This is a genomic window from Amycolatopsis ruanii (assembly GCF_003385175.1).
Taxonomy (GTDB): Bacteria; Actinomycetota; Actinomycetes; order Mycobacteriales; family Pseudonocardiaceae; genus Amycolatopsis_E; species Amycolatopsis_E thermalba.
Map to the genome: position 1 here is coordinate 37,081 of NZ_PQHY01000012.1, position 24,502 is coordinate 61,582.

Genomic DNA, 24,502 nt, shown 5'->3' on the forward strand with positions numbered 1-24,502 from the left:
CGGGCAAGCCGCACTGTGGTCCGCATCGCAGTTGCATATCGCGCAGGTGTTGCGCAAGAAGCAACAACTAGTCCCCGGTCACTCACACCACCACGGAGCGTTCGTTGACCGAGAACACCACCACCGCGCCGGCCACCGACCAGCCCGGGCTCCCGTCGAGCCTGATCCCCACGCTCGCCGGGATCACCTACACCGACGAGACGATCTTCGCGCTGGAGCAGGAGAAGATCTTCGAGCAGATGTGGTTCTGCGCTGTCCGCAGCGCCGACCTGCCGAAACCCGGCGACTTCCGCACCGTCCAGGTCGGCCGCGAGAGCGTGCTGGTGACCCGGTCGCGGGACGGCGCCCTGCGGGCCTTCCTCAACATCTGCCGCCACCGCGGCGCGCGCCTGTGCGTGGAGGAGTCCGGCACGGTCAAGCGGAACTTCCAGTGCCCCTACCACGCGTGGACCTACGGCCTGGACGGCAAGCTCGTCGCGGCGCCGAACCTGACCTCGATGCCGGACATCGACCGCACCGAGTACGGCCTCAAGCCGGTGCACCTGCGGGAGTGGCTCGGCTACGCGTGGCTGTGCCTGGCGCCGGAGCCACCCTCGTTCGAGGAGACGGTGCAGGCGGACGTGGCCGGCCGGCTCGGGCAGCTCGACGCGATCGGCAACTACGGCATCGAGGACCTGGCCCTGGGGCGGCGCATCACCTACGACGTCAAGGCCAACTGGAAGCTCATCATCGAGAACTTCATGGAGTGCTACCACTGCGCGACGATCCACCCCGAGCTGACCGAGGTGCTGCCGGAGTTCGCCGACGGGTACGCCGCGCAGTACTACGTCGGCCACGGCGCCGAGTTCGGCGAGGAGGTCAGCGGGTTCACCGTGGACGGCAGCGCCGGGTTCGACCGGCTCGGCGGGGTGGACGAGCACCAGGACCGCCGGTACTACGCGATCACGATCCGGCCGCAGGTGTTCGTCAACCTCGTGCCCGACCACGTGATCATCCACCGGATGTTCCCGATGGCCGCCGACCGCACGATCGTGGAATGCGACTGGCTCTACGCCCGGGAAGTGGTGGAATCCGGCCGCGACGTGTCACACTCGGTCGAGCTGTTCCACCGCGTGAACCAGCAGGACTTCGACGCCTGCGAGCGTTGCCAGCCGGCGATGTCCTCGCGGGCCTACGCCCAGGGCGGGGTCCTGGTGCCGTCCGAACACCACATCGGCGAATTCCACCAGTGGGTCGAGCGGACACTGGCCGGCGGGCGGTGACGCGGTGACCATCTCGCAGAGCGCAGGGGGGCAACCGGACAACCAACTCGAGCAAGAGGCGGTGAGCGTCGTGCCCGGTGAGCAAGCAGCGACCCGGCCGGAACCCAGGGCTCGCGGCGGGATGGATCGCGTGGTGTTCGTCGTCGCGGCGGTGGTCGCGGCGGGATTCCTGGCCTGGGGGGTGTTCGCCACCGACAGCCTCTCCAGCGTCTCGGCCGGCGTGCTGGACTGGCTGATCCGCAACACCGGCTGGGCGTTCCTGCTCGCCGCGACCGGGTTCGTCCTGTTCGCGATCTGGCTGGCGTTCAGCCGGTACGGCAAGATCCCGCTCGGCCACGACGGCGAGCGGCCGGAGTTCCGCACGATCTCGTGGATCGCGATGATGTTCAGCGCCGGCATGGGCATCGGGCTGATGTTCTACGGGGTCGCCGAACCGCTGTCGCACTTCGTGGAACCGCCGCCGGGCACGGTCGAGGGCAGCACCGACGCCGCCGTGGAGACCGCGATGGCCACCTCGCTGTTCCACTGGGCCATCCACCCGTGGTCGATGTACGCGGTCGTCGGGCTGGCCATCGCCTACGGCACCTTCCGGCGCGGCCGCAAGCAGCTGATCAGTTCGGCGTTCGCGCCGTTGTTCGGGGAGCGGGTGAGCGAGGGCCCGCTGGGCAGGCTCATCGACATCCTGGCGATCTTCGCGACGCTGTTCGGGTCGGCCGCGTCGCTCGGGCTGGGCGCGCTGCAGATCGGCAGCGGGCTGGTGCAGCGCGGCTGGCTGTCGGACAACCCGGGCACCGGCCTGCTCATCGGCGTGATCGCGGTGCTGACGGTGGCGTTCGTGGCCTCCGCCGTGTCCGGGGTCGCGAAGGGCATCCAGTGGCTGTCCAACATCAACATGGTGCTGGCGGCCGTGCTCGCCGTGTTCGTCTTCGTGGTCGGGCCGACGATCTTCATCCTCAACCTGGTGCCCTCGACGATCGGCGACTACTTCCGCGAGATGGGCGAGATGATCTCGCGGTCGGGCGCGTCCGGCGGCGAGAACATGGAGAGCTGGCTGTCCTCGTGGACGATCTTCTACTGGGCGTGGTGGATCTCGTGGACGCCGTTCGTGGGCATGTTCATCGCGCGGATCAGCCGCGGCCGCACGATCAAGCAGTTCGTGGTCGGCGTGATCCTCGTTCCGTCCGTGGTGAGCCTGGCGTGGTTCAGCATCATGGGCGGTACCGCGATCACGCTGCAGCGCGGCGGCACCGATCTGGCGAGCGCGGGCAGCGCGCAGTCGCAGATGTTCGGGGTGCTGGACCAGTTGCCGCTGGCCGCCGTGGCGAGTGTCGTGGTGATGGTGCTGGTGGCGATCTTCTTCGTGTCCGGCGCGGACGCCGCGTCGCTGGTGATGGGATCGCTGTCGCAACGCGGCGCGATCGAACCGAAGCGCTGGCTGGTGGTGTTCTGGGGCGTGGCGACCGGCGGCGTGGCGGCGGTGATGCTGCTGGTCGGCGGCGGCGGTGACGAGGCGCTGACCGGGCTGCAGAACCTGACGATCATCGCGGCGGCGCCGGCCGCGCTGGTGATGGTGGTGCTGTGCGTGGCGCTCGCGAAGGACCTGCGCAGCGACCCGATGATCCGGCGGGAGGAGAAGAGCGCGGAGATCGTGGAGCAGGCCGTGCTGACCGGCAACCGCCACTACGACGGCGACTTCTGCCTGCAGGTCGCCCCGGCGAACGAGGCGGGCCCGGCCGGGAACGGCCGCGCACCGGTGGAGAAGGTGGACTGAGGGAGGGGCGCCCGCCCCGGCGGGCGCCCACCTCAGTCGTGCGCCGGCTCCAGGGACAGGTCCCAGAACCCCGCGTAGCGGCCGCCGCGCCGGAGGAGCTCCTCGTGGGTGCCGTCTTCGGTGATCCGGCCGTGCTCCAGGACGACGATGCGGTCGGCGCGCCGGACCGTGCGCAGCCGGTGCGCCACCATCACCACCGTGCGGCCGGCCATCAGCCGCTCGATGCCGTCCTGCACCGCGGTTTCGTTCACCGGGTCCAGCGCGGAGGTCACCTCGTCCAGCAGCACGACCGGGGCGTCCTTCAACAACGCGCGGGCGATCGACACCCGCTGGCGCTCGCCGCCGGACAGCAGGGCACCACCTTCCCCGACGGTCGCCGACCAGCCCCCGGGCAGGCGCTCGACCACCTCGTCCAGCCGGGCCGCCGTCGCCGCCGCGCGGACCTCCGCCGCGGTCGCGTCCGGACGGCCCAGGCGCACGTTCTCCTCGATCGTGCCGTCGAACAGGTACACGTCCTGGAACACGATCGCGATCCGGGACATCAGCTCCGCGGCCGCCATCGCCCGCACGTCCACGCCGCCGACGCGCACCGCGCCCGCGTCCACGTCGTGGAACCGCGCGATCAGCTGCAGCAACGTGCTCTTCCCCGCGCCCGAGGGGCCGACCACCGCGAGCCGCTGCCCCTCCCGAACGGACAGTGACACACCGTCGACCACCGTCCGGTCGCCGTGCCGGAAGGTGACCGCGTCGAACTCCAGGTCGTGGCGCTCCGGCACGACCGGGTCGGCCGGTTCCGGCAGCGGCTCGGTGCGCAGCACCGCGTCGAGCCGGGCCAGTTCGGCGCGTGCGGCGCGCAGCTTGCCCCCGGTTTCGGCCAGCGACAGCAGCGGATCCGCGCACCGCGCCGCCAGCACGAGGATCGACAGGACCTCCGCCGCGCCGATGCGCGCGCCGAGCGCGAGGGCGGCGCCCAGGACCAGCACTCCGGTGAACATCGCCTGCACCACCAGCGTCAGGCCCACCGCGGCGGGCAGCGCCGACAGCGTGGACCGGCGCGACGCGCGCTGCACGTCCCGCAGCGAGTCGTCCAGCAAGCGGAACCGTTCGGCGGTCCGGCCGCCCGCCCGCAGCACCGGCTGCGCCTGCAGGAACTCGATCACCCGCGCGGTGGCCTGCTGGTCGCGTTCGTGGCGTTCCGCGTCCGCGGCGGCCATCGCGCGTCCCGACCAGACCTGGATCGCCACCACCAGCGGCGCGGCGGCCAGCGCGGCCAGCCCCAGCCACCAGTCGAACGCGAGCATCACGGCGACGACCGTCAGGGGAGTCACGCAGGCCGAGACGAACGGGGCCAGCAGGTGCGCGATCACGCTCATCGCCTGCAGCACGCCGCGACTGGCCAGCACGGACACCTCGCCGACCCGCCCGGCGCCGTACCAGCCGAGCGGCAACCGGGCCAGGTGGTCGCCGAGCCGGTGGTACATGCCGCGCAGCAGCGTGCTCCCGACCCGGAAACCGGCGAGGTCGCCGGCGTAGCGCAGCACCGCGTAGACCGCCACCGCGGCGCCGAACCCGGCCAGCCACGGCCAGACCTCCCCGGGTGTGCCGCCGAAGAGCGCCCGCAGCACCGGCACCAGCAGGGCGTAGGACAAGCCCTCGGCGATCGCGGTGACGGTCATCAGGGCGACGGTGCGCCGCACCGGGCGGGCGTAGTCGCGGCCCAGCACGCGCAACAGCGTGGCGATCATCGTGGTTCCTCTCCCCGGGCCCGCCAGAACGCGGCGAACTTCCCGTTGTGCGCCAGCAGTTCGGCGGGCTTGCCGTGCTCGGTGATCGACCCGTTCTCCAGCATCACCACGGTGTCGGCGCCGGCGATCGTCTCCAGCCGGTGGGCGATCACCAGGATCGTGCGGTCGCCCTTCAGCGTCGCCAGCGCGCGGCGCACCGCGTGTTCGGTCCGCGGATCGGCGAAGGCGGTGGCCTCGTCGAGCACCAGGACGGGCGCGCCGGCGAGCAGCGCACGGGCGATCGCGATGCGCTGTGCTTCGCCGCCGGACAGCCCGGCTTCCTCGCCGAGAACCGTGTCGTAGCCGCGCGGGAGTTCCAGGATCCGGTCGTGGATGTTCGCCAGCCGCGCGGCGCGGACGACATCCGCACGATCGGCCCGCGGCACCGCGAGCGCGATGTTGTCCGCGACGGAGGCCCGCAGCAGGGACGTCTCCTGGAAGACGAACGACACCATCCGGTGGAGCCGGTCGCTGCCGATCTCGCGCAGGTCCACGCCGCCGAGCGTGACCGAGCCGGAGTCCGGGTCGGCGAACCGCGGCAGCAACCGGACCACAGTGGACTTGCCGCTGCCCGACGGGCCGACCAGCGCGGTGACCGTGCCCGGTTCGAGCACCAGATCGATGCCGTGCAGCACCTCGTGGCCCTCGACGTGGGAGAACCGGACGTCACGCAGTTCCACCCGGTGTCCCCGCGGTGCGACGGGGTGTGTGGGTTCCGGCAGCGGCGGCACCGCGAGGACCTCCCGGATCCGGCCGACCGCGCGCCCGGCGGCCTGCAGGTCGTCGAACCCGTGGCCCAGCGCGGCGACCGGGGCGGTCAGGCCCAGCCCGAGCAGCAGGAAGGGCAGCAGGTCGGCCGGGGCCAGGCTGCCCGAGGTGATCAGGGCCGCGCCGCCGACGAGCACGACCACCAGCACGAACGGCGGCGACAGGGCGAGCTGCATCGCCGCGGCGATCCCCGACATGCCACGCACCCAGCGGAGGAAGGTGGCGACGAAGTCGTCGGTGGCGGTGCGGAACGTGCGGTGGGCGCGCTCGGACCCGCCGAACGCCTTGACCACCGCGATGCCGCGCACGAACTCGACGACGGAACTCGCGATGCGGCCCATGGCGGCGTCGAACTCCCGCTGTTCACGCTGCCGGGTGGTGGTCGTCATGAGCGGGACCATCGCCACCGCCAGCACCACCGGGATCAGGGTGATCAGCGTGAGCCGCCAGTCGATCGAGACCAGGTAGACCAGCGACACCAGCGGCACGACGAACGCGGAGACGAGCTCGCCCGGGGTGTGGGCGAGGAACGGGTGCACGGCGCTGACGTCGTCGCCGACCACCTTGGCCAGCTCACCGGTGCGGCGGCGGGCGAACCAGGCGATCGGCGCCCGGCCGAGCCGCGCGGCGAGGTGACGGCGGAAGGACAGCTGCACCCGGCCATCCAGCACGTGCGCGATCCCCGAGGAGGCGGCGGTGCACAGCAGCCGGACGAGCAGGCCGCCCGCGCCCGCGAGGACGACCGTCCACACGCGACCGCTGTCGGCGGGCCCCGGCGCGAGCAGGGCACGGCCGAGTTCGGCGACCGCCAGCAGCGGCGCGAGGCCCGCCAGCGCGCCGGCGACCTGCAGCACCACCACGGCGGCGAAGGCGGGGAGGTGCGGCCGCAGCAGCCGCCCGAGACCGGCCGGTGCGGCCTCCACCGGGGCGGTGGTCATCGAGCCTCCTTACCGCTGGCGGGCGACGAGCGGGCGTCGGTTCGGCTGATCCGGGCGGTGAAGGCCAGCAGGGCCGCGGCGGTCCGCGGCGGGTCTTCGAGGATGGGTGAGTGCCCGAGCCCCGGCAGCATCTCGACGGTGGCACCGGGAACGGCGCGGTACCGCGCCGCGGACGACGGCCGCCACCGCCGGTCTTCCGCGCCGAAGAGCACCAGGAGCGGCTTGCCGAGCGCGGCCAGCCGGTCCGGCAGCGGCTGCTGCTCCAGGTAGGCGAGGGAGGCGCGCATCGTCCGGCGCAACGCGTCGTGGTTGACCGCGCGCGCGTCGTCCACGAGCTGTTGCGGGATCTCGAAACCCGCGTGGAAGGCGGGACTCAGGGCCTGCCGGATCCGGTCGTCGGTCAGGTGCGCCCACTGTTCCGCGCTGATGGCGGGTTCCGCCGCGATGAGATCGCTCGTCCGCGGGCCGGTGTTGACGAGCGCGAGCGCGGTCACCAGGCCGGGCCGCAGCTCGGCGAGGGCGGTGGCGACCGCGCCGCCGGCGGAATGGCCGGCGACGACGGCGTGCTCCACGCCGAGCCGGTCCAGTGCCTCACCGACCCGGCGGCCCTGCTCCGGGATCTCGTAGCCGGGATCGGGCGAGGGGGCTGAACGGCCGTGGCCGGGCAGGTCCACCCGGATGACGCGGTGGGACGCGGTCAGCAGTGGAACCAGCGGCGCCCACGACCGGCTCGATGCGCCCGAGCCGTGGACGAGCAGGAGCGCGGGCCGGCCGGGTGGGCCGTCCTGGCGCACGGACAGATGGTCGGGCGCGGGATGGTCGTGACGGGTCATGGGCACACCCTCGCCGCCTGCGCGCCCCGGTGGCTTGGACGAATGTTCCCCTCCCCGGCTCGCCTAGGGCGTGTCTGGCAAGGTTGTGGCTGGGATGGTGCTGGTTGTGTCGCGGTGTGAGTTGCTGTCGGATGGGCAGTGGGAGTTGATCGAGGGCTTGTTGCCGGTGCGGACGGGTAGGCCTGGTTGGCCGTTTTCGGGTGCGCGGGCGATGGTGGAGGGGGTCATCTTCCGGTATCGGGGGGTTGCGTGGCGGGATGTGCCGGTGGTGTTTGGGCCTTGGCAGACGATCTGGACCTGGCACCGCCGCCTGGCCCGCGAGGGCAGGTGGGATGTGGTGCTGGCCCGGCTGCTGGCCGCGGCGGAGGCGGCCGGGCTGATCGGCTGGGCGGTCTCGGTGGGTTCCACGATCGCCGGTGCTCATTAGCACGCCACCGATATCACCCGCCACGCAGGGGGCTGGATCGAACTACACGACACCCGGGATCGAGCCGCCTGACCATGCCATCGGCCGCCCCCGCACCCGGCCCGACCGAGTGCGCGGCGACAAGGCCTACCCCTCCCGCGCCATCGGCAACCACCTGCGCCGCCGCGGAATCCGCGCCGTCATACCGGAACCCGCCGACCAGATCGGGCACCGCGTCCGCCGCGGGTCCCGCGGCGGACGCGGTGCCCGTCTTCGACGCCCAGGACTACCGCGGCCGCAACGTCATCGAACGCAGCTTCGACCAGCTCAAACAATGGCGCGGCACCGCCACCCGCTACGACGAACTCGCCACCCTCTACCGCGCCGCCATCCTCATCCACGACACCATCACCTGGACAAAGGCATTGCCAGACACGCCCTAGGATGGGCACGTGGGGCGAGGTGACGATGCGGCGGTGTGGGAGGTCACGCGCCCGGCGCGGCCCGGCGTCGTCGCCGGTGTCACCATCGCCGGTTTCCGGCGCGGCGCGAGTGGCGCCGAGCACCGGCTGGTGCCGCACGCGGTGGTGACCCTAAGCGTGGACTTCGGCGCCGAACCGGTCATCGTGGACGACGCGACGGGCGTCCGGCGCCGAGGGAGCCTGGCCGTCGGTCTCGGTTTCGGCGGCGCGGTGTGGGTGCGGGGCGCGAACATCGAGTGCGTGCACGTCCGGCTGTCCCCGTTGGCCGCCCGCGCCGTCCTGGGCTTCGACCCGGCGGATCTGGCGGGCGGGATCGTCGCCCTGGACGACCTGTGGGGCCGGGACGCCGCCCGGCTCGGTGAGCGGCTCAGCGCCACCGCGGCGTGGCAGGACCGCTTCGCGGTGATCGGCGGCTGGCTGGCGCGCCGGCACGAGGCCGGGGCGCCGGTCGAGCCGGAGGTCGCCTGGGCGTGGCGGCGGATGGTGGCCGGCCGCGGTCAGGTCCGGGTCGACCGGCTGGCGGCCGAGCTCGGGTGGAGCCGCAAACGCTTGTGGTCCCGGTTCCACGCGCAGATCGGCCTGCCACCGAAACGCGCCGCGAAACTGGTCCGCTTCGACCACGCCGCCCACCGCCTCGCCGAGGGCCAGGACCCGGCCCAGGTCGCGGCCGAGAGCGGCTACACCGACCAGTCCCACCTGCACCGCGACATCGCGGCCTTGGCCGGAACCACACCCGCGGCGTTGGCCCGGGAAAGCCGCGAGGCCACCGCAGCGCTCACAACCCCCGGACAGGAGGGAACACTCCTGGCCCCAGCGTGGGCGATGTGCACGCCGGGCCCCGGAGCGGCCGCGGTCAGAGGAGGTACACCCCGTTGAGCCACTGTCCGCTCGCGTCGTCGGAGTAGACGCCGAAGTTGAAGTCGTAGTTGCCGTGGCGGTTCTGCCACAGGTGGCCGGACGCCCTCGCGGGGCCCGGAGTACGTGACTGAACTGCCTGAATGCGCGTAGCGGACAAGACCGTGCGCGGTACGGATGACCGAGGCCCACCCGGCCTCGCTAGCTTGGTGACCCAGCCCTGTTGGGACACATCTTCCTGGAACAGGAAAACAATGTACCGCCACACGGAACAATTCGCGCCTGGACCGAAGACCGTGCCGGCCCGGCTGGCAGCACGCGCGGCAGATCGTCCGGACGAGATCGCCCTCCTGGTCCCCGGTCAGGGATCGTTGACGTTCGCCGAATGGGATCAGAGATCCCGCTCGGCGGCACAACACCTCGTGAGTCACGGCATCAGGCGCGGTGACCGAGTCGTCCTGCCCTGCAGTCCGTCCGACTGGATCGGATACGCGACAGCGTACGTAGCTGTTCAAAAAGCGGGCGCCGTCGCTGTCCCGGTGATCGAAAAGCTCGGCCGACGGCACCTCAACGCGGTTGTGAAATCGTCGAATGCGGCCGCGGTCGTCACCGAGCGCGCCGACGGGATCGAGGCGGAGCGGATTCTGAGCTTCGGTGGTGTGCCGCCGGCCACGATGAGCGATGGGCCGGCGATCGAAGTCGGCCCCGCCGACGACGCCGAAATAATCTTCAGCTCGGGCACGACCGGCGCTCCGAAGGGCATCGTCGCCACGCACGAGAACTTGCTTTTCACGCATGCGGAAACAGCGAACACCAGCGAGTGCAAAACAGTGATCCACGCCCTGCCGCCGGGGGCTCTCGCCGGGCAGGGGCTCCTGCTGCAACCGTTGGATGCGAGGCCGCACCGGGTCGTCGCGATGCCGGAATTCGACGACGAAACGTTCCTGTCCGCGATCGCGGAGTACGGAGCGACCGATGTCGTAATAGTTCCGACACTGGCCCTGTCACTGATCGACTACTCGCGGACCCACGAGTTCGACTTCTCCTCGGTGCGAGCAGTGCGCACGATGAGCGCCCCCATCGCTCCGGCGACATTGCGTCAGTTGCAGGACGTGTTCCACGGTGCCGAGATAGCCAACATGTACACGACCACCGAGTCCTGGCCTGCCCGGATCAGGACCAGGTACGACGTCAGCCATCCCGACTCCGTCGGCCGCAGCCGGACGACCGGCCAGGTGCGGATCACCGACGCCGACGGGGCCGAGCAGCCTGCCGGGGTCGACGGGTTCATCGAACTCCGGTCCCCAGGGGCACCTCAGCGGAGATACCTCGATCCTCCGGCAGGTGCCACGGATGTCTTCAAGCGAGACGGGTGGGTGCGTACCGGTGACATCGGGCACGTCGACGAGGACGGCTACCTGTACCTCGTGGACCGCAGCGCCGACCTGATCATTTCCGGCGGGATGAACATCTCCACGATCGAGCTGGAGAAGGTGATCATCGAGTTCGACGGGATCTCCGAGGTTGCTGTCGTCGGGATTCCCCATCCCCTGCTCGGCGAGCTCGTCGCCGCCGCTGTCCGCACGAGTGGTGACGTATCGCTCAGCGCCCTGCGCGAACACGTGCGAGACAGGCTCGGCCACCCCAAGACGCCGCGCCACATCGTGGTGGTCGAGGAGTTCCCGCGAAACCCCATGGGCAAGATCGTCAAAGCGAAGTTGAGGGACAGCCTCGCCGCATCGGTGGCTGCCGGCGCTGCAACGGAGCAGGCAGACCTCGCCGGACGGGTGCGCGCGCTCTGGCAGGTGGCCCTCGGAGACCAGGTCGCCGACGACCGCGCCGGCTTCACCGATCTCGGCGGCGGCTCTCTGGCGGCCATCGAACTGGTCAGCCGGATCCGCACCGACCTGCACCGGCGCATCACGCAACGAGACGTGTTCGATGCGGCGAACGTCCACGATTTCACGGCCATGGTCGAGAAAGCGCCGTTGATCGAGAACGCCGGCGCCGGCCGGATCAGACCGGTGCGGCGGCGAGTCCGGGATGCCGGGCCGACCTCGCCGGCGCTCGGGAACGAACCCGCGAGCGAGTCCTGAACCATGCGCACAGAGGCATCTCCCGGATTCTGCTTCCCCGCCACGTTCCGGCAGGAGTGGTACTTCCGGACGACCAACGGCGGGTGGTCCGATTTCAACAACGGGATCGTGCTCGAAGCGCGGGAGGTGCTCAACAGGGCGGCGCTCGACGACGCTGTCCGATGTCTTGGTCATCGGCACGAGGCCCTGCGGACCAGTTTTCGCCGGCAGGAACGCGCGGTGGTCCAGGTAGTCGACGAATCGCGCACGCCGCGACTGGATTTCGTCGAGCACCCGATCGAGGGCGAGCGAGACGAAACGCTGTCGCGGGCAGTTCTCGAACCTTTCCGCCTCGATGGTGGCCCCCTCGTCCGGATCGCGCTGTACCACGACACGAAGGCACGCGAATACGTCGTGATCGCGTTGCATCACGCGGTGTGCGACGGGTGGTCGCGCGGGTTGCTGATTCACGACCTCACCGAGCTTTACCGATCGCGTGCCGAGAACCGCCCGGCCCGTCTCGCACCGGTCGAAATCCAGCCGGCGGACTACGCCGTGTGGGAGAGGGAGACCACGGTCGCACGCGATGTCGAACGCTGGTACCGCCGGCTCGCGTTGGATCAGGACGGCCTGCGGCTCGACGACAGCCACCGTGTCACCGGCGGGATGTTCCAGGTCTTCTCGGTAGCCGACATCGACAGCCGGGTCGCGGGAAAGCTGGGCGGACAGGCGCGGAACCGGGGCACGACGCTACCGCGTCTGCTGGGTGCTGCCACCGTCAGGTCGGTGACCGAACTCGCGCGCGACTCCCTGCGCGTCGGCTTCGTGACCGCGAACAGGCACCTGCCGGAGCTGCGCCGAACTGTCGGGGAAATCGAGGACACGCTGCCCCTGAGACTGGCGACCGCGCCGGACCTGACATGGAGCGAACTCATCGGCCGCTTCGACCGTGAAGTATCGGAAGCTTATGACCGGCAGATCACGCTCAGTGCCATCCATTCACTGAGCAACGAAAGGCTGACGGACGTCAACCACCACCTTGTCGACGTGACCGTCAACTGCAGGGACTACCAACGTCATCCATCGGGCAACGTCGGCGAGGTATCGGTCCTGTTCGACGAGCTGACTCTCAGAATGGACGGCCGACGAATCCGGCTCCCCAACGGAGCGGGCCTGATGGGCGCGTTGAACTTCCAGTTCGACTTCCCCGCCGGCGGGGGACTCGGCGTATCGCTGATCGTGAACACAGCGGCGATCCCGGATGACGTCGCACGCGCGGCCGGACGAAGGCTTCTGACTTGCCTCGACGAGCTCGCCTGCTCGCAGTGACGGCGAATCTCTCGACGCACACGAACTCCGACCCGGGGGTTTCGATGACCGACGATCCGGAAATCCGTTGTCCGGCGTCGTACCTGCAGGAGTCCTGGTACCGGGCGCACCGGTCCATCCAGTCCAGCCACAACCTTCCCCTGATCATCGAGGTGACCGGTTGTGCCGATCCGGATGTGCTCGTACGCACACTTCATCTTCTCGCCGATCGGCACGAGATACTGCGAACATCTTTCGCCGCTCGCGACGATCAGGTGTGCCAGGTGGTGCGCAACGCTGCTGACGTCACCTTCTGGTCTGCAGACCTGTCGCGATCCGGTTCGCCGTGGGACGAGCTGCTGCACCTCGCCGCGCCACACTGGCAGGCCGGGTTTTCCCTGTCGGCCGGCTCGCCGTGGAGGGCGGGTGTCGTGAAGCTCGCGGAGCGACGGCATGTCGTGGTGCTGACCCTGCACCACGTGCTGGCCGACGCGTGGTCCACCGCCATCGTGGCGCGGGACTTCGAACGGATCTGCAGAAGCCTGACCGCGGCCTGCGACGCAACGCTGCCGCCCATGGAGATTCAGTTCGGCGACTACGCCAGCTGGGAACGCGCCCTTTCGGCGGACGACTTCGACGAACGGTACTTCGAGGCGCTTCGGTCCTGCGGCGTCAAGCAGCAACGCTTGCCGAACTGGGCCGACGACGGCTTCGAGATGGTGCCACAGCCGGCTCCCGCGGTCCGGCCGGACGCGGTTTCTCAGCTCTATCGGGCGTTCAGTGGCAGCGATTGGATTCTCGCCTCGTCGGTTCTTACCGCGGTGTCGGCGACCCTTTACCCGTATCTCGGCGGCGCGATCCTGATCGGATTCGTCTCGGCGAACCGAGCGCGGCCCGAACTGCTGCCCCTTGTCGGGCCGGTGTTCAACTACGTGACCCTGCCTTGCGAGTTGCGGGCCGGAGCGACAGTGGGCGAGGCGGTGGGGCTCGCTCGCCGCGAAGTGGCCAGAGCTTCGCACCTTCAGGTCCCGCTCGGCTTGGTCGAGCGTTCCCTGGGAGCGGACCAGGCCACCATCTTCGACGTGACCGTCAACGTCATGAAGGCGCACCAAGACGGGCGGCAGGCGATGCCGCCTCCGGCGGATGATCCTACTTTCCGGGTTCGTCCGTTTCCGCTGAGCGCGTGGTCGCTCACTGGTGACGGAAGACGGTTCGCGGCGACCAGTGGGCTCAACTTCAACGTGAACATGAACCCGGACGGGTCGCTGTCGCCGGGGATCCGCTACAACTCCCAGCTCGTCGGTACCGACCTCGCGGTTCGACTCGGCGTCAGTTTCTCGCGCGCACTCGAACTGGTCGCCACGTCGCCTCAGTGCGGGGTGTCCGAGCTGCTCGATCATCTGATCGAACCGAAGTGAGCCGACGAGTGGCGAGGGACGGGAGCCCTGGCCGCCGACCGCCGCTGTGATGGACCTGTGACACTGAGCTCCGACTGCGCGGCGCCCGCTGGAGCGCGGGTTGCGACGACGCATGTGCACGTCTAAATTCTACTGGTTGAGGCCGCTGGTCCAGCAGATGAAACGGCCCGTAGGATGACGTGTCTCGCCCGGAGGTCGCCATGCTCGCTCCCGCTCCGCAGGCTGTCACCACTGCTGAATCAATCCCCGGCCTCGACGCAATACGGGAGAATACGCTGATCCGCGAGGTCGACGGCGTCAAAGTCACCGGTGAGGTCATCGAGCCCGCCGGGCGCGGACCGCACCCCGTCCTGTTGTACCTCCACGGTGGTGGGTTCAGCAGTGGTTGCTCGCGGGACTACCGGAACGTCACCCTTCGTTTCGCGCAAGCGGGATTCCTGGTCGCTGGAGTGGACTACCGGCTGTGTCCACAGTATCCCTTTCCGGCGGCTTTCGAGGACTGTACGTACGCTGTGCACTGGGTCGCGCAGGTCGCATCGAGTTACCACGCAGACCCTCGACGCCTCGTCATCGCCGGCGATTCGGCGGGTGCCAATCTTGGTGCCGCCGTTGCCGCGCAACTCGCGTCGGCTCGGAGTGACCTGAGAATATCCGCCGCGGCGTTCGCATACGGTGTGTTCGACCTCGAATACCTGATCGGGAGTGCCGCGGATGATCGCGCCGCCACCCGTCTGGCCTCCTATGTCGACGTGACCACCGAGAGGCTGCGAGATCCCCGGGTCAGCCCGATTCGTTCGGCGCACGTCCTGCCGCCGACCTACCTCGTCGTCGGTTCCGACGATTCCGTGTACCGGCCGCAATCGGAACTTCTGGCGGCCCGCCTGAAGGATGCTTCGATAGAGCACCAGTTCACCGTTGCGGACGGCTTGTCGCACGCCTTTCTCACGACGGAGGCGTGCCGCTCCTCCGTCTCGGCCGTGGTCCAAGAGATGACCGACTTCCTGGCCGACCATGTGTGATCGGCCGAAGCTGACGGGTATTTCTCGCATGCACCGTGAGGTTCTGGCGTTCGCCGGGGCCAGGGGCCGTCGCGGCTGCCACAGGTAGCCGGGCGGGCCGGACGCCGCCTCGGCGTCGCAGATGATGTCGTCGGTGCGCAGCGTCAGCGTCGGGATGTCGCCGGAGAAGTTGCCGGTTCCCGCGAGGGGCGCGCCGACGACCGGGGGGCGCCCTGACGTGCGTTGACCCCGAGCGGGACGGCCGGGTAGCCGACGCGCCGGCCGGGACCTGGTTTGATGGGCGGACATCGTCTCGATCTGGGGGATTCGTTGCCGAAGGTCAGCGTGATCACGGCCGTCCACCGCGGGGGGCACCACTTCCTGCGGCAGGCCTACGCCTCGCTGCGGGACCAGGTGCTCCCGTCCGGCTGGGAGTGGGAGTGGTGCCTGCAGGAGGACGGCGACAGCGGCGTGCTCGACGCCCTGCCGCCCGACGACCGGGTGCTGCCCGGGTCCGGGTTGCCCGGTCGTGCGGCGGTGGCCCGGACGATGGCGCTCGCGCGCGCGACCGGCTCGGTGGTGCGCACCCTGGACGCCGACGACGTCCTGCTGCCCGGCGCCCTGGCCCGCGACATCGAGGCGCTGGGCCGGGTGGCGTGGTGCACGTCGGCGTGTGTCGACCTGCTGCCGGACGGTTCGACGCGGCCCGGCCCCTACGACCCGCCCGCCGGACCGGTGGCGCCCGGCCGGTTCTACGCCGAACAGGCCGGCGACCGGTTGTCCGTGCAGGCCAACACGTTCGCCGCGCACACGGACCTGGTCCGCGCCCTGGGCGGGTGGCCGGCGCTGACCGGTGCGGAGACCGTCGGGCTGCTGCTGGCGGCCGAGGCGGTGGCGCCGGGGGAGTTCATCGCGGAGCCCAGCGTGCTCTACCGCAAGCACGACGCCCAGACGACGGCCGCCGACCGCTACTGGGACGAGGCCGAGGCCGCGGCGCGGATGGAGAGCGTGCTGGCCCGCGCGGAGACGCTGCGCCGGGCGGGCTGGCGTTGGCGGTCCGCGTAGGACGGTTCGCGCACCGGTCGGTCAGAGGCGTTCGTCCCGTACCACGTCCAGGTTGTGGAACACCGGTTCGCCCTCACACAGCTGCATCATCTCCTTCGCGAACCGGTCGGTCTCCGGCAGCGACGAGTTGCGCATGGCGTCCTCATAGGACGGGAACTCGACGAACTCCATGTAGGTGCCCGGGTGTTCCCGGTCGCTCATCAGGACCGCGTGGGTGGCCGTCCGCTTGCCCTGCGTCTCGGCCAGCCAGCGGTCCAGCATGTCGCTCATGCGTTCCGGCTGCGTGGTCTTGTACTCGATGACCTGAACGAAAGTCATGTCCCGCTCCTTCACAGACTCGGGAGAGGCCATCGTCCGCCCGCCCGCACCGCGGGTCAACACCTACGCGCGCGTCAAGGATCCGCGAGCAGGTCGATCCACTTTTCGTGTCCGAGCCCATTCCCACCACCGGCACGCTCCCCACGGGAGAGCCGCAGCTGTGGTCGGCCAGATACCCGATTACCGGGTGATCGCCCAGCCGCGCCCTCCGAAGCTCTGGTGCTGGAAGGACATCCGCTCATCCCGGTCGAGGCCGGTCACAGCGACTCCACCGTGCTGCACGTGCCCGACCTCGGGCTGGTCACGGCCGGCGACGTCGCCCACGAAACTGTGCACCAGTACCCCGCCGACGGCGGGCTCGGCGGCGGCATCGACGCGTGGCTGCGGGCCCTCGACAAGGTGCGCGGCCTGGCGCCGGTGGCTGTGGTCGCCGGCCACGGCGCGTTCGACCTCGCGATGCTGCATGACCCCTCCCGTGCCTACGCCCTGCTCGAGTCGGACGATGGCCTGCGCTGTGGTGTGCTGTTCGCGCGCGGCGAGCACTTCACCGCCGGGCTGGACCTGGCCGACGTTGGCCGGGCGATCCAGGCGGGCACCGGGCTCTCCCCGGACGGCGGCCGCGATCCGTGGCGCCTGGACGGGAACTCGACCACCCCGGCGGTCGCTGCGCAGGGGTGGGTGCTCACGCTCGGCATCGAGCTGCTCCTTGCCGCCGGCATCCGGGTCGCGAGCCGCGACGCCCGCTTATCCCAGCTCGAGGTCCGCCGCGGCATCTACCCGTTCGGCGGCGCAACCCTGCGTTTTCCCGCGAAACTGGCTGGGGCAACGCCATGCGCTGGATGCTCACCGGCGACGAGTTCGACGCCGCCGAGACCCACCGCCTCGGTCTCGTCCAGGAAGTCGCCGCCGCCATCGACCAGTCACGCGCCTGTTCGCCACGGCCGACGGAAGGAAGGCAACCGGTCGTTCCTCGAGCGGCGCAAGGCCGCCTTCGCCGGCCGCTAGGTGCGGTGCCCTCCGCGGCAGCGGGTCGCGCACCGGGGCGAACGCGGGCAGCGGCTGGACACCAGCGGGCCGTCGCGCCAAGGTGTTGCCGTGACATCGACGAGCGTTTCCGGCTTCGTGCGTGCACCGCGCGCCGAGGTCTACCGTGCCCTGGTCGACGCCGCGGCGATCGCCACCTGGCGGGTCCCGGACGGGATGACCGCTCGGGTGCACGAGTTCGAGCCGCGGGAAGGCGGGCGGTTCCGGGTCTCGCTGATCTACGACGACCCCGGCCGCCAAGGCAAGTCCGGCGCCCGCACCGACACCTACACCGGCCACTTCGCCGCGCTCGAACCCGGGCGGCGCGTGGTCGAGGTCATCGAGTTCGAGAGCCCCGACCCGGCGTCCCGGGGCGCGATGACGATGACGACCACCTTGGCCGACGCCGACGGCGGCACCGAGGTCGTGATCCGGCACGACGGGATCCCGGCCTCGGTCGCCCCCGCGGACAACGAGACCGGGACCCGGATGGCGCTGGCCAAGCTCGCCGCGTTCGTCGAGCGCTGAGGTCAGATCACGTACTGCGCGAAGGACTGGCGCACCTTGTTCACCTTCGGCAGCGCGACCGCGAGGCAGTAGCCCTGGCCGGGGTTCTTCGCGAAGAAGTCCTGGTGGTACTCCTCGGCCCGGTGGAACTCGCCCAGCGGCTCCAGCGTCGTGACGATCTCGCCGTCCCACCAGTCGCCGGCGCGCTTGATCGCGGCCTCGAACTCGGCGCGCTGCTGGTCGTCGGCGGGGAACATCGCCGAGCGGTACTGCGTGCCGACGTCGGCGCCCTGGCGGTTGAGCTGCCGCGGGTCGTGCAGGGTGAAGAAGACGTCGAGGATGGCCTCGGCCGGGATGACCGTCTCGTCGAACGTCACCGCGACCGCCTCCGCGTGCCCGGTGCGCCCGGTGCACACCTGCTCGTACGTCGGCTGTGCCGTCTCGCCACCGGTGTAGCCGGACACCACGTCCTGCACCCCGCGCAGCGTCCGGTAGACCGCGTCCAGGCACCAGAAGCACCCGCCGGCCAGCACGAACGTCCGCATCTCGCATCACCTCTCACCGAGTAGTCCGGCTCGCACCCGGTCAACCCCGGGTCTGGGTCCAGTATTCCGGTGCCGCCCCGCGGGAGCCGGGAGGCGGACCTGTCCGTGTGGACCGGCGGCCTCACCGCTCCAAGGTCAGGCCCGGGAGCAGCCCGGCCAGCCGCTCGGGGGCGCCGGGGCGGAGGGTGAGCGTCCGGCCGTCCTGGTCGATCTCCACCAGCTTCTCCGCGCGGAGCCGCGCCAGGATCGCCTCCCCCAGCGCGCCGCCCAGGTGCGGCCGGCGCAGCGTCCGGTCCAGGCAGCTCGTCGCCGTCTTGCGGCGGCTTCCGGCCAGCTCGGCCGCGTCGATCCCCAGGCGGTCCAGCACCTGCGCCGCCCGCGGGCCCAGCTCCAGCTCGTCGGTGTCGGCCCGGCGGCGCAGCGCGTCCGCGGCCAGCAGGTGGTCCAGCACGGCCACCCCGAGCCGCCCCGCCGCGTGGTCGTAGCACAGCCGCTCCGGCGGCGCCGCCGGGCCGGGCACGGGGAGCGCACCGCCCGCGTAGTCGGCCAGCGCGTCCAGCACCGCGGTGATCGACGGGTCCTTCAGGCGGTACGTGACGTGCCGCCCGCTCTGCGAGGTGACCACCAGCCCGGCCTGGCGCAGCTTCGCCAGGTGGTTGCCCAGCCGCGCCGGCGTCACGCCGAGGATGTCCGCCAGCTGGGTCATGCCGTGCGGCCCCTCGTGCGCGAGCAGCTGCAGCACGGTCAGCCGGATCGGGTCCGCCAGCTCGCGCGCCAGCCCGGTCACCGTCGCCACCACCGGCTGTTCCGCGCTCGTCCATCCGAGGGAGGTCACCCCCACAGCCTACCATCGACTTTCACGTTTCACGGATACGTGATAGGTCTATGTGATGCTACGACGCTACTGGCAGGAGCAGATCCCGCCGCCCGGCCCGTTCCGGGTGCTGGCCCTCGGCGTGCTGGTCACCACCGCGGGCGGCGGCGCCTGGTACACGACGTGGGCGGTCTACTTCACGACCGTCGCCGGGCTGCCCGCCCCGGTCGTCGGCCTCGGGCTGATGCTCGCCGGCGGCGCGGGCCTGCTCGCGGCGACTCCGGTCGGCGCGCTCGCGGACCGGATCGGGGCGCTGGAGCTGCTGATCGCCCTGATCGCGATCGAGGGCGTGTCGATGGCCGCGTTCGTGTTCGCCCAGCACGTCGCGGTGTTCCTGGCCGTCGCGGTGGTCAACACCACGGCCGAACGCGCCACCGCCGGTGTCCGCACCGCCTACGTCGCGCAGCTGGCCGACGAGGCGACCCGGGTGGCGCACCTGGCCCGGCAGCGCGTCGCCAGCCACCTCGGCTACACCGTCGGCGCCGCGGCCGGGGCCGCCTGCCTGACGCTGGGCAGCCCGGCCGCGTTCCACGTCCTGATCACCGTCGACGCGGTCACCTCGCTGATCTACGCCGCCCTGCTCACCCGGGTGCCCGCGGTGCGGCCGGTCGCACGCGCGAGCAAGCCGCGCACCCTGTTCGCCGATCCCGCGTTCCTCGCGGTGGTCTCCACGACCGGCCTGCTGTCCCTGTGCTGGGGCCTGGTCTCGACCGCGCTCCCGCTGTGGCTGGTCCGGAACACGCACCTGCCTGCCGGGCTCGCCGGCGTGGTCGTGATCGTCAACTCGCTCGGCGTGGCGCTCCTGCAGGTCGTGGCGAGCCGCGGCTGCACCGGTGCCCGGCACGGCGCCGCGCGGGCGGCGTGGTCGGGCGGCGCGCTGGCGCTGGCCTGCCTGCTGTCCGCGGCGACCGGCGGGGGTGGCGGTGCCCTGGCTGCCGGGCTGGTGCTGCTCGCCACGGCCGCCCACCTGGCCGGCGAGCTGTGGTTCATCGCCGCGAAGTGGGCGCTCACGCTCGACCTCACCCCGCCCGGCGCGACCGGCCGCTACCAGGGCCTCGCCGCCACCGCCCAGGCGGCCGCGCAGATGCTCAGCCCCGCGCTGATGACGCTGCTGGTCGGCACCTGGGGCCGGCCCGGCTGGTTCGTGCTCGCCGCGGTGTTCCTCGCCGCCGGGCTGGGCACGATCCCGGCCGCCGCCTGGGCGATCCGCACCCGGATCGAAACCGGTTCTCACGCCGTGTGACCCAGTCTCGGCTCACCAAGCTTGTCCATGATGAGAACATGTTCTAGTTTTGGGTCCGTGGAGACCGATCTGGGTTTGGCCGGCGCCGTGGTTCTGGTGACCGGGGGCGTGCGTGGCGTGGGCCGGGGCATCAGCCAGGTCTTCACGGCGCAGGGCGCACGGGTGGTGACTTGCGCCAGGCGCGAGCCGGAGGCGCCGGTGGGGCAGTTCGTCGCCTGCGATGTGCGGGAGCCGGAGCAGGTCGAGGCGCTGATCGCCCGGATCGTGGCCGAGCACGGTCGCCTGGACGTGGTGGTGAACAACGCGGGTGGAAGTCCGTTCGCCTCCGCTGCCGAGGCGTCGCCGCGGTTCCACGACAAGATCGTGCAGCTGAACCTGCTGGCCCCGCTGCTGGTGGCGCAGCAGGCGAACGCGGTCATGCAGCGCCAGGACGGTGGCGGGTCGATCGTGATGATCTCCAGCGTGTCCGCGACCCGCCCCTCGCCGGGAACGGCCGCGTACGGCGCGGCGAAGGCGGGGCTGGACAACCTGACGGCGAGCCTGGCGGTGGAGTGGGCGCCGAAGGTGCGGGTCAACGCGCTCGACGTCGGGATGGTGCGCACCGAGCAGTCACACCTGCACTACGGCAGCGACGTGGCGGCGGTCGGGAAGACGGTGCCGCTGGGACGGCTGGCCGAGCCGGAGGAGATCGGGCAGTGCGCGGCGTTTCTGGCTTCCCCGCTGGCTTCCTACGTGTCGGGGGCGACGTTGCAGGTGCACGGCGGTGGTGAGGCGCCCGCGTTCCAGGCGGCCGCGGATGTCAACAGGGAGGGTTCATGACGGGGTTGTGCCAGGACCGCGTGGTCGTGGTGACCGGCGCCGGGCGCGGCATCGGGCGGGCGCACGCGCTGGCGTTCGCGGCCGAGGGCGCGCGGGTGGTGGTCAACGACGTCGGCGTGGCCCTCGATGGTTCCGCGACCGGGGACGGTCCGGCCGCCCGGGTGGTGGCCGAAATCGAGGCGCTGGGCGGCCAGGCCGTGGCGAACACCGACGACGTCGCCGACTGGGCCGGGGCGCGGGCGTTGATCGGCACCGCGGTGGAGCGGTTCGGCCGGCTGGACGTGCTGGTCAACAACGCGGGGTTCGTGCGGGACCGGATGCTGGTCAACCTCGGCGAGGACGAGTGGGACGCGGTGATCCGAGTCCACCTCAAGGGCCACTTCGCCCCGCTGCGGCATGCGGCGGAGTACTGGCGCGCGGAGGCGAAGGCCGGGCGGATGCCGAGCGCGCGGGTGGTCAACACCAGTTCCGGCGCGGGCCTGCTGGGCAGTGTGGGGCAGTCCAACTATTCGGCCGCGAAGGCGGGGATCGCCGGGCTCACGGTGGTCGCGGCGGCGGAGCTCCAGCGGTACGGCGTGACGGTGAATGCGATCGCCCCCTCGGCACGCACCCGCATGACCGAGGAGGTGTTCGCGGAGACGATGGCCCGCCCCGATGAGGGGTTCGATGCGATGGCGCCGGAGAACATCTCGCCGCTGGTGGTGTGGCTCGGTAGTGCGGAGTCCGGCGCGGTGACGGGCCGGGTGTTCGAGGTCGAGGGTGGCAAGGTGTCGCTGGCGCAGGCGTGGCGGCACGGCCCGTCGGTGGACAAGGGCAGCCGCTGGGAACCGGGGGAACTCGGGCCGGTGGTGGAGAAACTGATCGCCGAGGCGCCCGCGCCCGAACCCGTGTACGGAGCGAGCTGATGCCGGTTCTGACCAAACGGGACGGTCACGTCGAGATCGTCACCGTGGATTTCCCGCCCGTGAACGCGCTGCCGGTGCAGGGCTGGTTCGACCTGGCCGCCGCCGTGCGGGGCGCCGGAGAGGATCCGGACGTGCACACGGTGGTGCTGCGCGCGGAGGGCCGGGGGTTCAACGCCGGGGTCGACATCAAGGAGATCCAGCGCACCGCGGGCTACGAAGCACTCGTGGGGGCGAACAAGGGCTGCTACGCGGCGTTCGGTGCGGTGTACGACTGCGCGGTGCCGGTGGTGGCGGCGGTGCACGGGTTCTGCCTGGGCGGCGGGATCGGCCTGGTCGGCAACGCGGACGTGGTGATCGCCTCGGAGGACGCCACGTTCGGGGTACCGGAGGTGGAGCGGGGCGCTCTGGGCGCGGCGACCCACCTGGCCCGGCTGGTGCCGCAGCACCTGATGCGCACCCTCTACTTCACGGCGCGCACGATCACCGCGGCCGAGCTGCACCGGCACGGCTCGGTGTACCAGGTGGTGCCGCGCGAGCAGCTGGACGAGGCGGCGCTGGCGGTGGCGCGGGACATCGCGGCCAAGGACCCCCGGGTGATCCGGGCGGCGAAGGAGGCGTTGAACGGCATCGACACCCAGCACGTGCACCGCAGCTACCGGTTCGAGCAGGGGTTCACCTTCGAGCTGAACCTGCTCGGTGCGTCGGACGAGGCCCGTGAGGAGTTCCTGAATGGCCGATAAGCGCATGACCGCCGACGAGGTCGCGGCGGAGGTTCGCGACGGCATGACCATCGGCATCGGCGGCTGGGGCTCGCGCCGCAAGCCGATGGCCCTGGTCCGTGCTCTGCTGCGCACTCCCGTGAAGGACCTGACCGTGGTGTCCTACGGCGGCCCGGATGTGGGCCTGTTGTGTGCGGCCGGGAAAGTCAGGCGGGTGGTGTTCGGGTTCGTCACGCTGGACTCGATCCCGTTCGACCCGTGGTTCGGCCGTGCCCGCGAGACCGGGGCGATCGAGGTGACCGAATACGACGAGGGCATGTTCGCCGCCGCCCTGTCCGCAGCCGCGCAACGATTGCCGTTCCTGCCACTGCGGGCCGGGCTGGGCTCCGACGTGATGCGGGTGAACCCGGAGTTGCGCACGGTGCGGTCGCCCTACGCCGACGGCGAAGAGCTGGTGGCGGTGCCCGCGCAGGACCTGGATGTGGCGCTGGTGCACCTCAACCGCGCCGACGCCCGCGGCAACGCCCAGTACCTCGGCCCGGACCCCTACTTCGACGATCTGTTCTGCCTGGCGGCGAAGAAACGCTTCGTCTCGGTGGAAAAGGTGGTGGACACCGCGGAGCTGGCTGGGCCGGTGCAGTCGCTGTTGCTGAACCGCGGCTCGGTGGACGGTGTGGTGGAAGCCCCGCGGGGCGCGCACTTCACCACCGCGGTGCCCGACTACGGCCGGGATGAACGGTTCCAGAAGCACTACGTGGCCTGCGCCAAGGACCTGGACGCCTGGCCGGGGTTCGTCGACCGGTTCCTGTCCGGCGACGAACGGCAGTACCTGTCCGAAGTGGATCGATTCGAGGCGGCGGCATGAGCGCGACCCGGGCCGAGATCGCCGTGGTGGCGGTGGCCGAACTCTTCCGTGGCGACGGCGAAATCGTGGCCAGCCCCATGGGCTACATCCCTTCGCTGGGCGCGAAACTCGCCCGCCTGACCTTCGAACCCGACCTGCTGCTCTCCGACGGCGAGGCCTACCTGATCGACGCCGACGGGAACGTGGAAGGCTGGCAGCCGTTCCGCAAGATGCTGGACACCATCGTCCCGCACGGGCGGCGTCACGTGGTGATGGGCGCCAACCAGATCGACAAGTTCGGCAACCAGAACATCTCCGCCATCGGCGACCACACCCGCCCGGCGAAGCAGCTCCTCGGCGTGCGGGGCGCGCCGGGCAACACGGCCAACCACCGCACCAGCTACTGGGTCCCGCGGCACAGCCCCCGGGTGTTCGTCGAGAGCGTGGACATCGTGTCGGGCGTGGGCTACGACAACGCCGCCAAAGCCGGACTGAAGTACCACGACGTGCACCGCGTGGTGACCAACCTGGGCGTGTTCGATTTCGCCACCCCGGATCGCTCGATGCGCGCCGTCTCGCTGCACCCCGGTGTCACGCCCGAGGAGATCACCGCTGCCACCTCCTTCGAGATCGATCTCTCCAGCGCGGCTACCAGCCGCGAACCCACCGAGGAGGAGCTCCGGCTCATCCGCGAGGTGCTCGATCCGAAGGGCTTGCGGGACAAGGAAGTGCCGTCATGACC

Annotated in this window: 24 protein-coding genes; 18 read left to right on the top strand and 6 right to left on the bottom strand. The window is 70.9% G+C overall.

Annotation, left to right across the window (positions count from 1 at the left end; genetic code table 11):
• The first annotated feature begins 104 nt into the window (after window positions 1–104).
• Together D0D28_RS09135 and D0D28_RS09140 are read left to right on the top strand one after the other, a co-directional pair.
• The gene (locus D0D28_RS09135; RefSeq protein WP_116110339.1) at window positions 105–1,262 is read left to right on the top strand and encodes an aromatic ring-hydroxylating oxygenase subunit alpha; all 1,158 of its coding nucleotides are present in this window, start codon (window positions 105–107) and stop codon (window positions 1,260–1,262) included.
• 121 nt (window positions 1,263–1,383) lie between these two features.
• Window positions 1,384–3,033 carry a BCCT family transporter gene (locus D0D28_RS09140; protein WP_116110340.1) on the top strand — a complete coding sequence of 550 codons (1,650 nt, stop codon included), beginning with the start codon at window positions 1,384–1,386 and terminating at the stop codon, window positions 3,031–3,033.
• 32 nt (window positions 3,034–3,065) lie between these two features.
• On the opposite strand, the gene D0D28_RS09145 is transcribed toward D0D28_RS09140, so the two are convergent.
• The 3 genes from D0D28_RS09145 to D0D28_RS09155 are packed head-to-tail and all read right to left on the bottom strand — an operon-like array spanning window position 3,066 to window position 7,356.
• The gene (locus tag D0D28_RS09145) at window positions 3,066–4,778 is read right to left on the bottom strand and encodes an ABC transporter ATP-binding protein (protein WP_116110341.1); all 1,713 of its coding nucleotides are present in this window, start codon (window positions 4,776–4,778) and stop codon (window positions 3,066–3,068) included.
• Window positions 4,775–6,523: an ABC transporter ATP-binding protein gene (locus tag D0D28_RS09150; RefSeq protein ID WP_116110342.1), complete on the bottom strand. Its 1,749-nt coding sequence runs from the start codon at window positions 6,521–6,523 to the stop codon at window positions 4,775–4,777. The genes D0D28_RS09145 and D0D28_RS09150 overlap by 4 nt, the downstream gene beginning before the upstream one ends.
• A complete protein-coding gene (locus D0D28_RS09155) occupies window positions 6,520–7,356 on the bottom strand; it encodes an alpha/beta fold hydrolase (protein ID WP_116110343.1) in 837 nt (278 codons plus the stop codon). Before D0D28_RS09155 ends, D0D28_RS09150 begins: the two co-directional genes overlap by 4 nt.
• Window positions 7,357–7,450: 94 nt before the next feature.
• On the opposite strand from D0D28_RS09155, the gene D0D28_RS36635 reads away from it, so the two are divergent.
• From D0D28_RS36635 to D0D28_RS09200, 8 genes are all read left to right on the top strand, one after another.
• Window positions 7,451–7,783, top strand: coding sequence for a transposase (locus D0D28_RS36635; RefSeq protein ID WP_240323140.1), 333 nt, complete (start codon window positions 7,451–7,453; stop codon window positions 7,781–7,783).
• Between the two features lie 242 nt (window positions 7,784–8,025).
• Window positions 8,026–8,205, top strand: coding sequence for a transposase (locus D0D28_RS36640; protein WP_240323141.1), 180 nt, complete (start codon window positions 8,026–8,028; stop codon window positions 8,203–8,205).
• A 9-nt stretch (window positions 8,206–8,214) separates the two neighbouring features.
• A complete protein-coding gene (locus D0D28_RS09165; RefSeq protein ID WP_205413210.1) occupies window positions 8,215–9,120 on the top strand; it encodes a helix-turn-helix domain-containing protein in 906 nt (301 codons plus the stop codon).
• Window positions 9,121–9,353: 233 nt separating this feature from the next.
• A complete protein-coding gene (locus tag D0D28_RS09175) occupies window positions 9,354–11,195 on the top strand; it encodes an AMP-binding protein (RefSeq protein WP_162831016.1) in 1,842 nt (613 codons plus the stop codon).
• Window positions 11,196–11,198: 3 nt separating this feature from the next.
• A complete protein-coding gene (locus tag D0D28_RS09180; RefSeq protein WP_116110346.1) occupies window positions 11,199–12,503 on the top strand; it encodes a condensation domain-containing protein in 1,305 nt (434 codons plus the stop codon).
• A 44-nt stretch (window positions 12,504–12,547) separates the two neighbouring features.
• Window positions 12,548–13,900, top strand: coding sequence for a condensation domain-containing protein (locus D0D28_RS09185; protein ID WP_143266241.1), 1,353 nt, complete (start codon window positions 12,548–12,550; stop codon window positions 13,898–13,900).
• A 200-nt stretch (window positions 13,901–14,100) separates the two neighbouring features.
• Window positions 14,101–14,919 (top strand): alpha/beta hydrolase, encoded by an 819-nt coding sequence (locus D0D28_RS09190; protein ID WP_162831017.1) that lies wholly within the window; start codon window positions 14,101–14,103, stop codon window positions 14,917–14,919.
• Between the two features lie 276 nt (window positions 14,920–15,195).
• Window positions 15,196–15,963 (top strand): glycosyltransferase family 2 protein, encoded by a 768-nt coding sequence (locus D0D28_RS09200; RefSeq protein ID WP_205413211.1) that lies wholly within the window; start codon window positions 15,196–15,198, stop codon window positions 15,961–15,963.
• Window positions 15,964–15,984: 21 nt separating this feature from the next.
• Here D0D28_RS09200 and D0D28_RS09205 read toward each other — a convergent pair whose 3' ends face one another.
• The gene (locus D0D28_RS09205; RefSeq protein ID WP_094008176.1) at window positions 15,985–16,281 is read right to left on the bottom strand and encodes a hypothetical protein; all 297 of its coding nucleotides are present in this window, start codon (window positions 16,279–16,281) and stop codon (window positions 15,985–15,987) included.
• Between the two features lie 219 nt (window positions 16,282–16,500).
• On the opposite strand from D0D28_RS09205, the gene D0D28_RS36090 reads away from it, so the two are divergent.
• Both D0D28_RS36090 and D0D28_RS09220 read left to right on the top strand, forming a co-directional pair.
• A complete protein-coding gene (locus D0D28_RS36090; protein WP_205413212.1) occupies window positions 16,501–17,286 on the top strand; it encodes an enoyl-CoA hydratase-related protein in 786 nt (261 codons plus the stop codon).
• A gap of 90 nt (window positions 17,287–17,376) precedes the next feature.
• A complete protein-coding gene (locus D0D28_RS09220; RefSeq protein WP_116110350.1) occupies window positions 17,377–17,832 on the top strand; it encodes an SRPBCC domain-containing protein in 456 nt (151 codons plus the stop codon).
• Window positions 17,833–17,834: 2 nt separating this feature from the next.
• On the opposite strand, the gene msrA is transcribed toward D0D28_RS09220, so the two are convergent.
• Window positions 17,835–18,356 carry a peptide-methionine (S)-S-oxide reductase MsrA gene (gene msrA / locus D0D28_RS09225; protein ID WP_116110351.1) on the bottom strand — a complete coding sequence of 174 codons (522 nt, stop codon included), beginning with the start codon at window positions 18,354–18,356 and terminating at the stop codon, window positions 17,835–17,837.
• A gap of 121 nt (window positions 18,357–18,477) precedes the next feature.
• Entirely contained in the window at window positions 18,478–19,191 is a 714-nt protein-coding gene (locus D0D28_RS09230; protein ID WP_162831019.1) for an ArsR/SmtB family transcription factor, read from the bottom strand.
• A 55-nt stretch (window positions 19,192–19,246) separates the two neighbouring features.
• Between D0D28_RS09230 and D0D28_RS09235 the strand changes: the two genes are divergently transcribed.
• From D0D28_RS09235 to D0D28_RS09260, 6 genes are read left to right on the top strand one after another with little or no spacing between them, the layout of a single operon-like run.
• Window positions 19,247–20,473 carry an MFS transporter gene (locus tag D0D28_RS09235; RefSeq protein WP_116110353.1) on the top strand — a complete coding sequence of 409 codons (1,227 nt, stop codon included), beginning with the start codon at window positions 19,247–19,249 and terminating at the stop codon, window positions 20,471–20,473.
• 57 nt (window positions 20,474–20,530) lie between these two features.
• The gene (locus tag D0D28_RS09240; RefSeq protein WP_094008171.1) at window positions 20,531–21,292 is read left to right on the top strand and encodes an SDR family oxidoreductase; all 762 of its coding nucleotides are present in this window, start codon (window positions 20,531–20,533) and stop codon (window positions 21,290–21,292) included.
• A complete protein-coding gene (locus D0D28_RS09245) occupies window positions 21,289–22,197 on the top strand; it encodes an SDR family oxidoreductase (protein ID WP_094008170.1) in 909 nt (302 codons plus the stop codon). The genes D0D28_RS09240 and D0D28_RS09245 overlap by 4 nt, the downstream gene beginning before the upstream one ends.
• Window positions 22,197–22,937 carry an enoyl-CoA hydratase family protein gene (locus D0D28_RS09250; protein WP_094008169.1) on the top strand — a complete coding sequence of 247 codons (741 nt, stop codon included), beginning with the start codon at window positions 22,197–22,199 and terminating at the stop codon, window positions 22,935–22,937. The genes D0D28_RS09245 and D0D28_RS09250 overlap by 1 nt, the downstream gene beginning before the upstream one ends.
• A complete protein-coding gene (locus D0D28_RS09255; RefSeq protein ID WP_116110354.1) occupies window positions 22,927–23,781 on the top strand; it encodes a CoA transferase subunit A in 855 nt (284 codons plus the stop codon). Before D0D28_RS09250 ends, D0D28_RS09255 begins: the two co-directional genes overlap by 11 nt.
• Window positions 23,778–24,500: a CoA-transferase subunit beta gene (locus D0D28_RS09260; protein ID WP_116110355.1), complete on the top strand. Its 723-nt coding sequence runs from the start codon at window positions 23,778–23,780 to the stop codon at window positions 24,498–24,500. Before D0D28_RS09255 ends, D0D28_RS09260 begins: the two co-directional genes overlap by 4 nt.
• Window positions 24,501–24,502 lie beyond the last annotated feature (2 nt).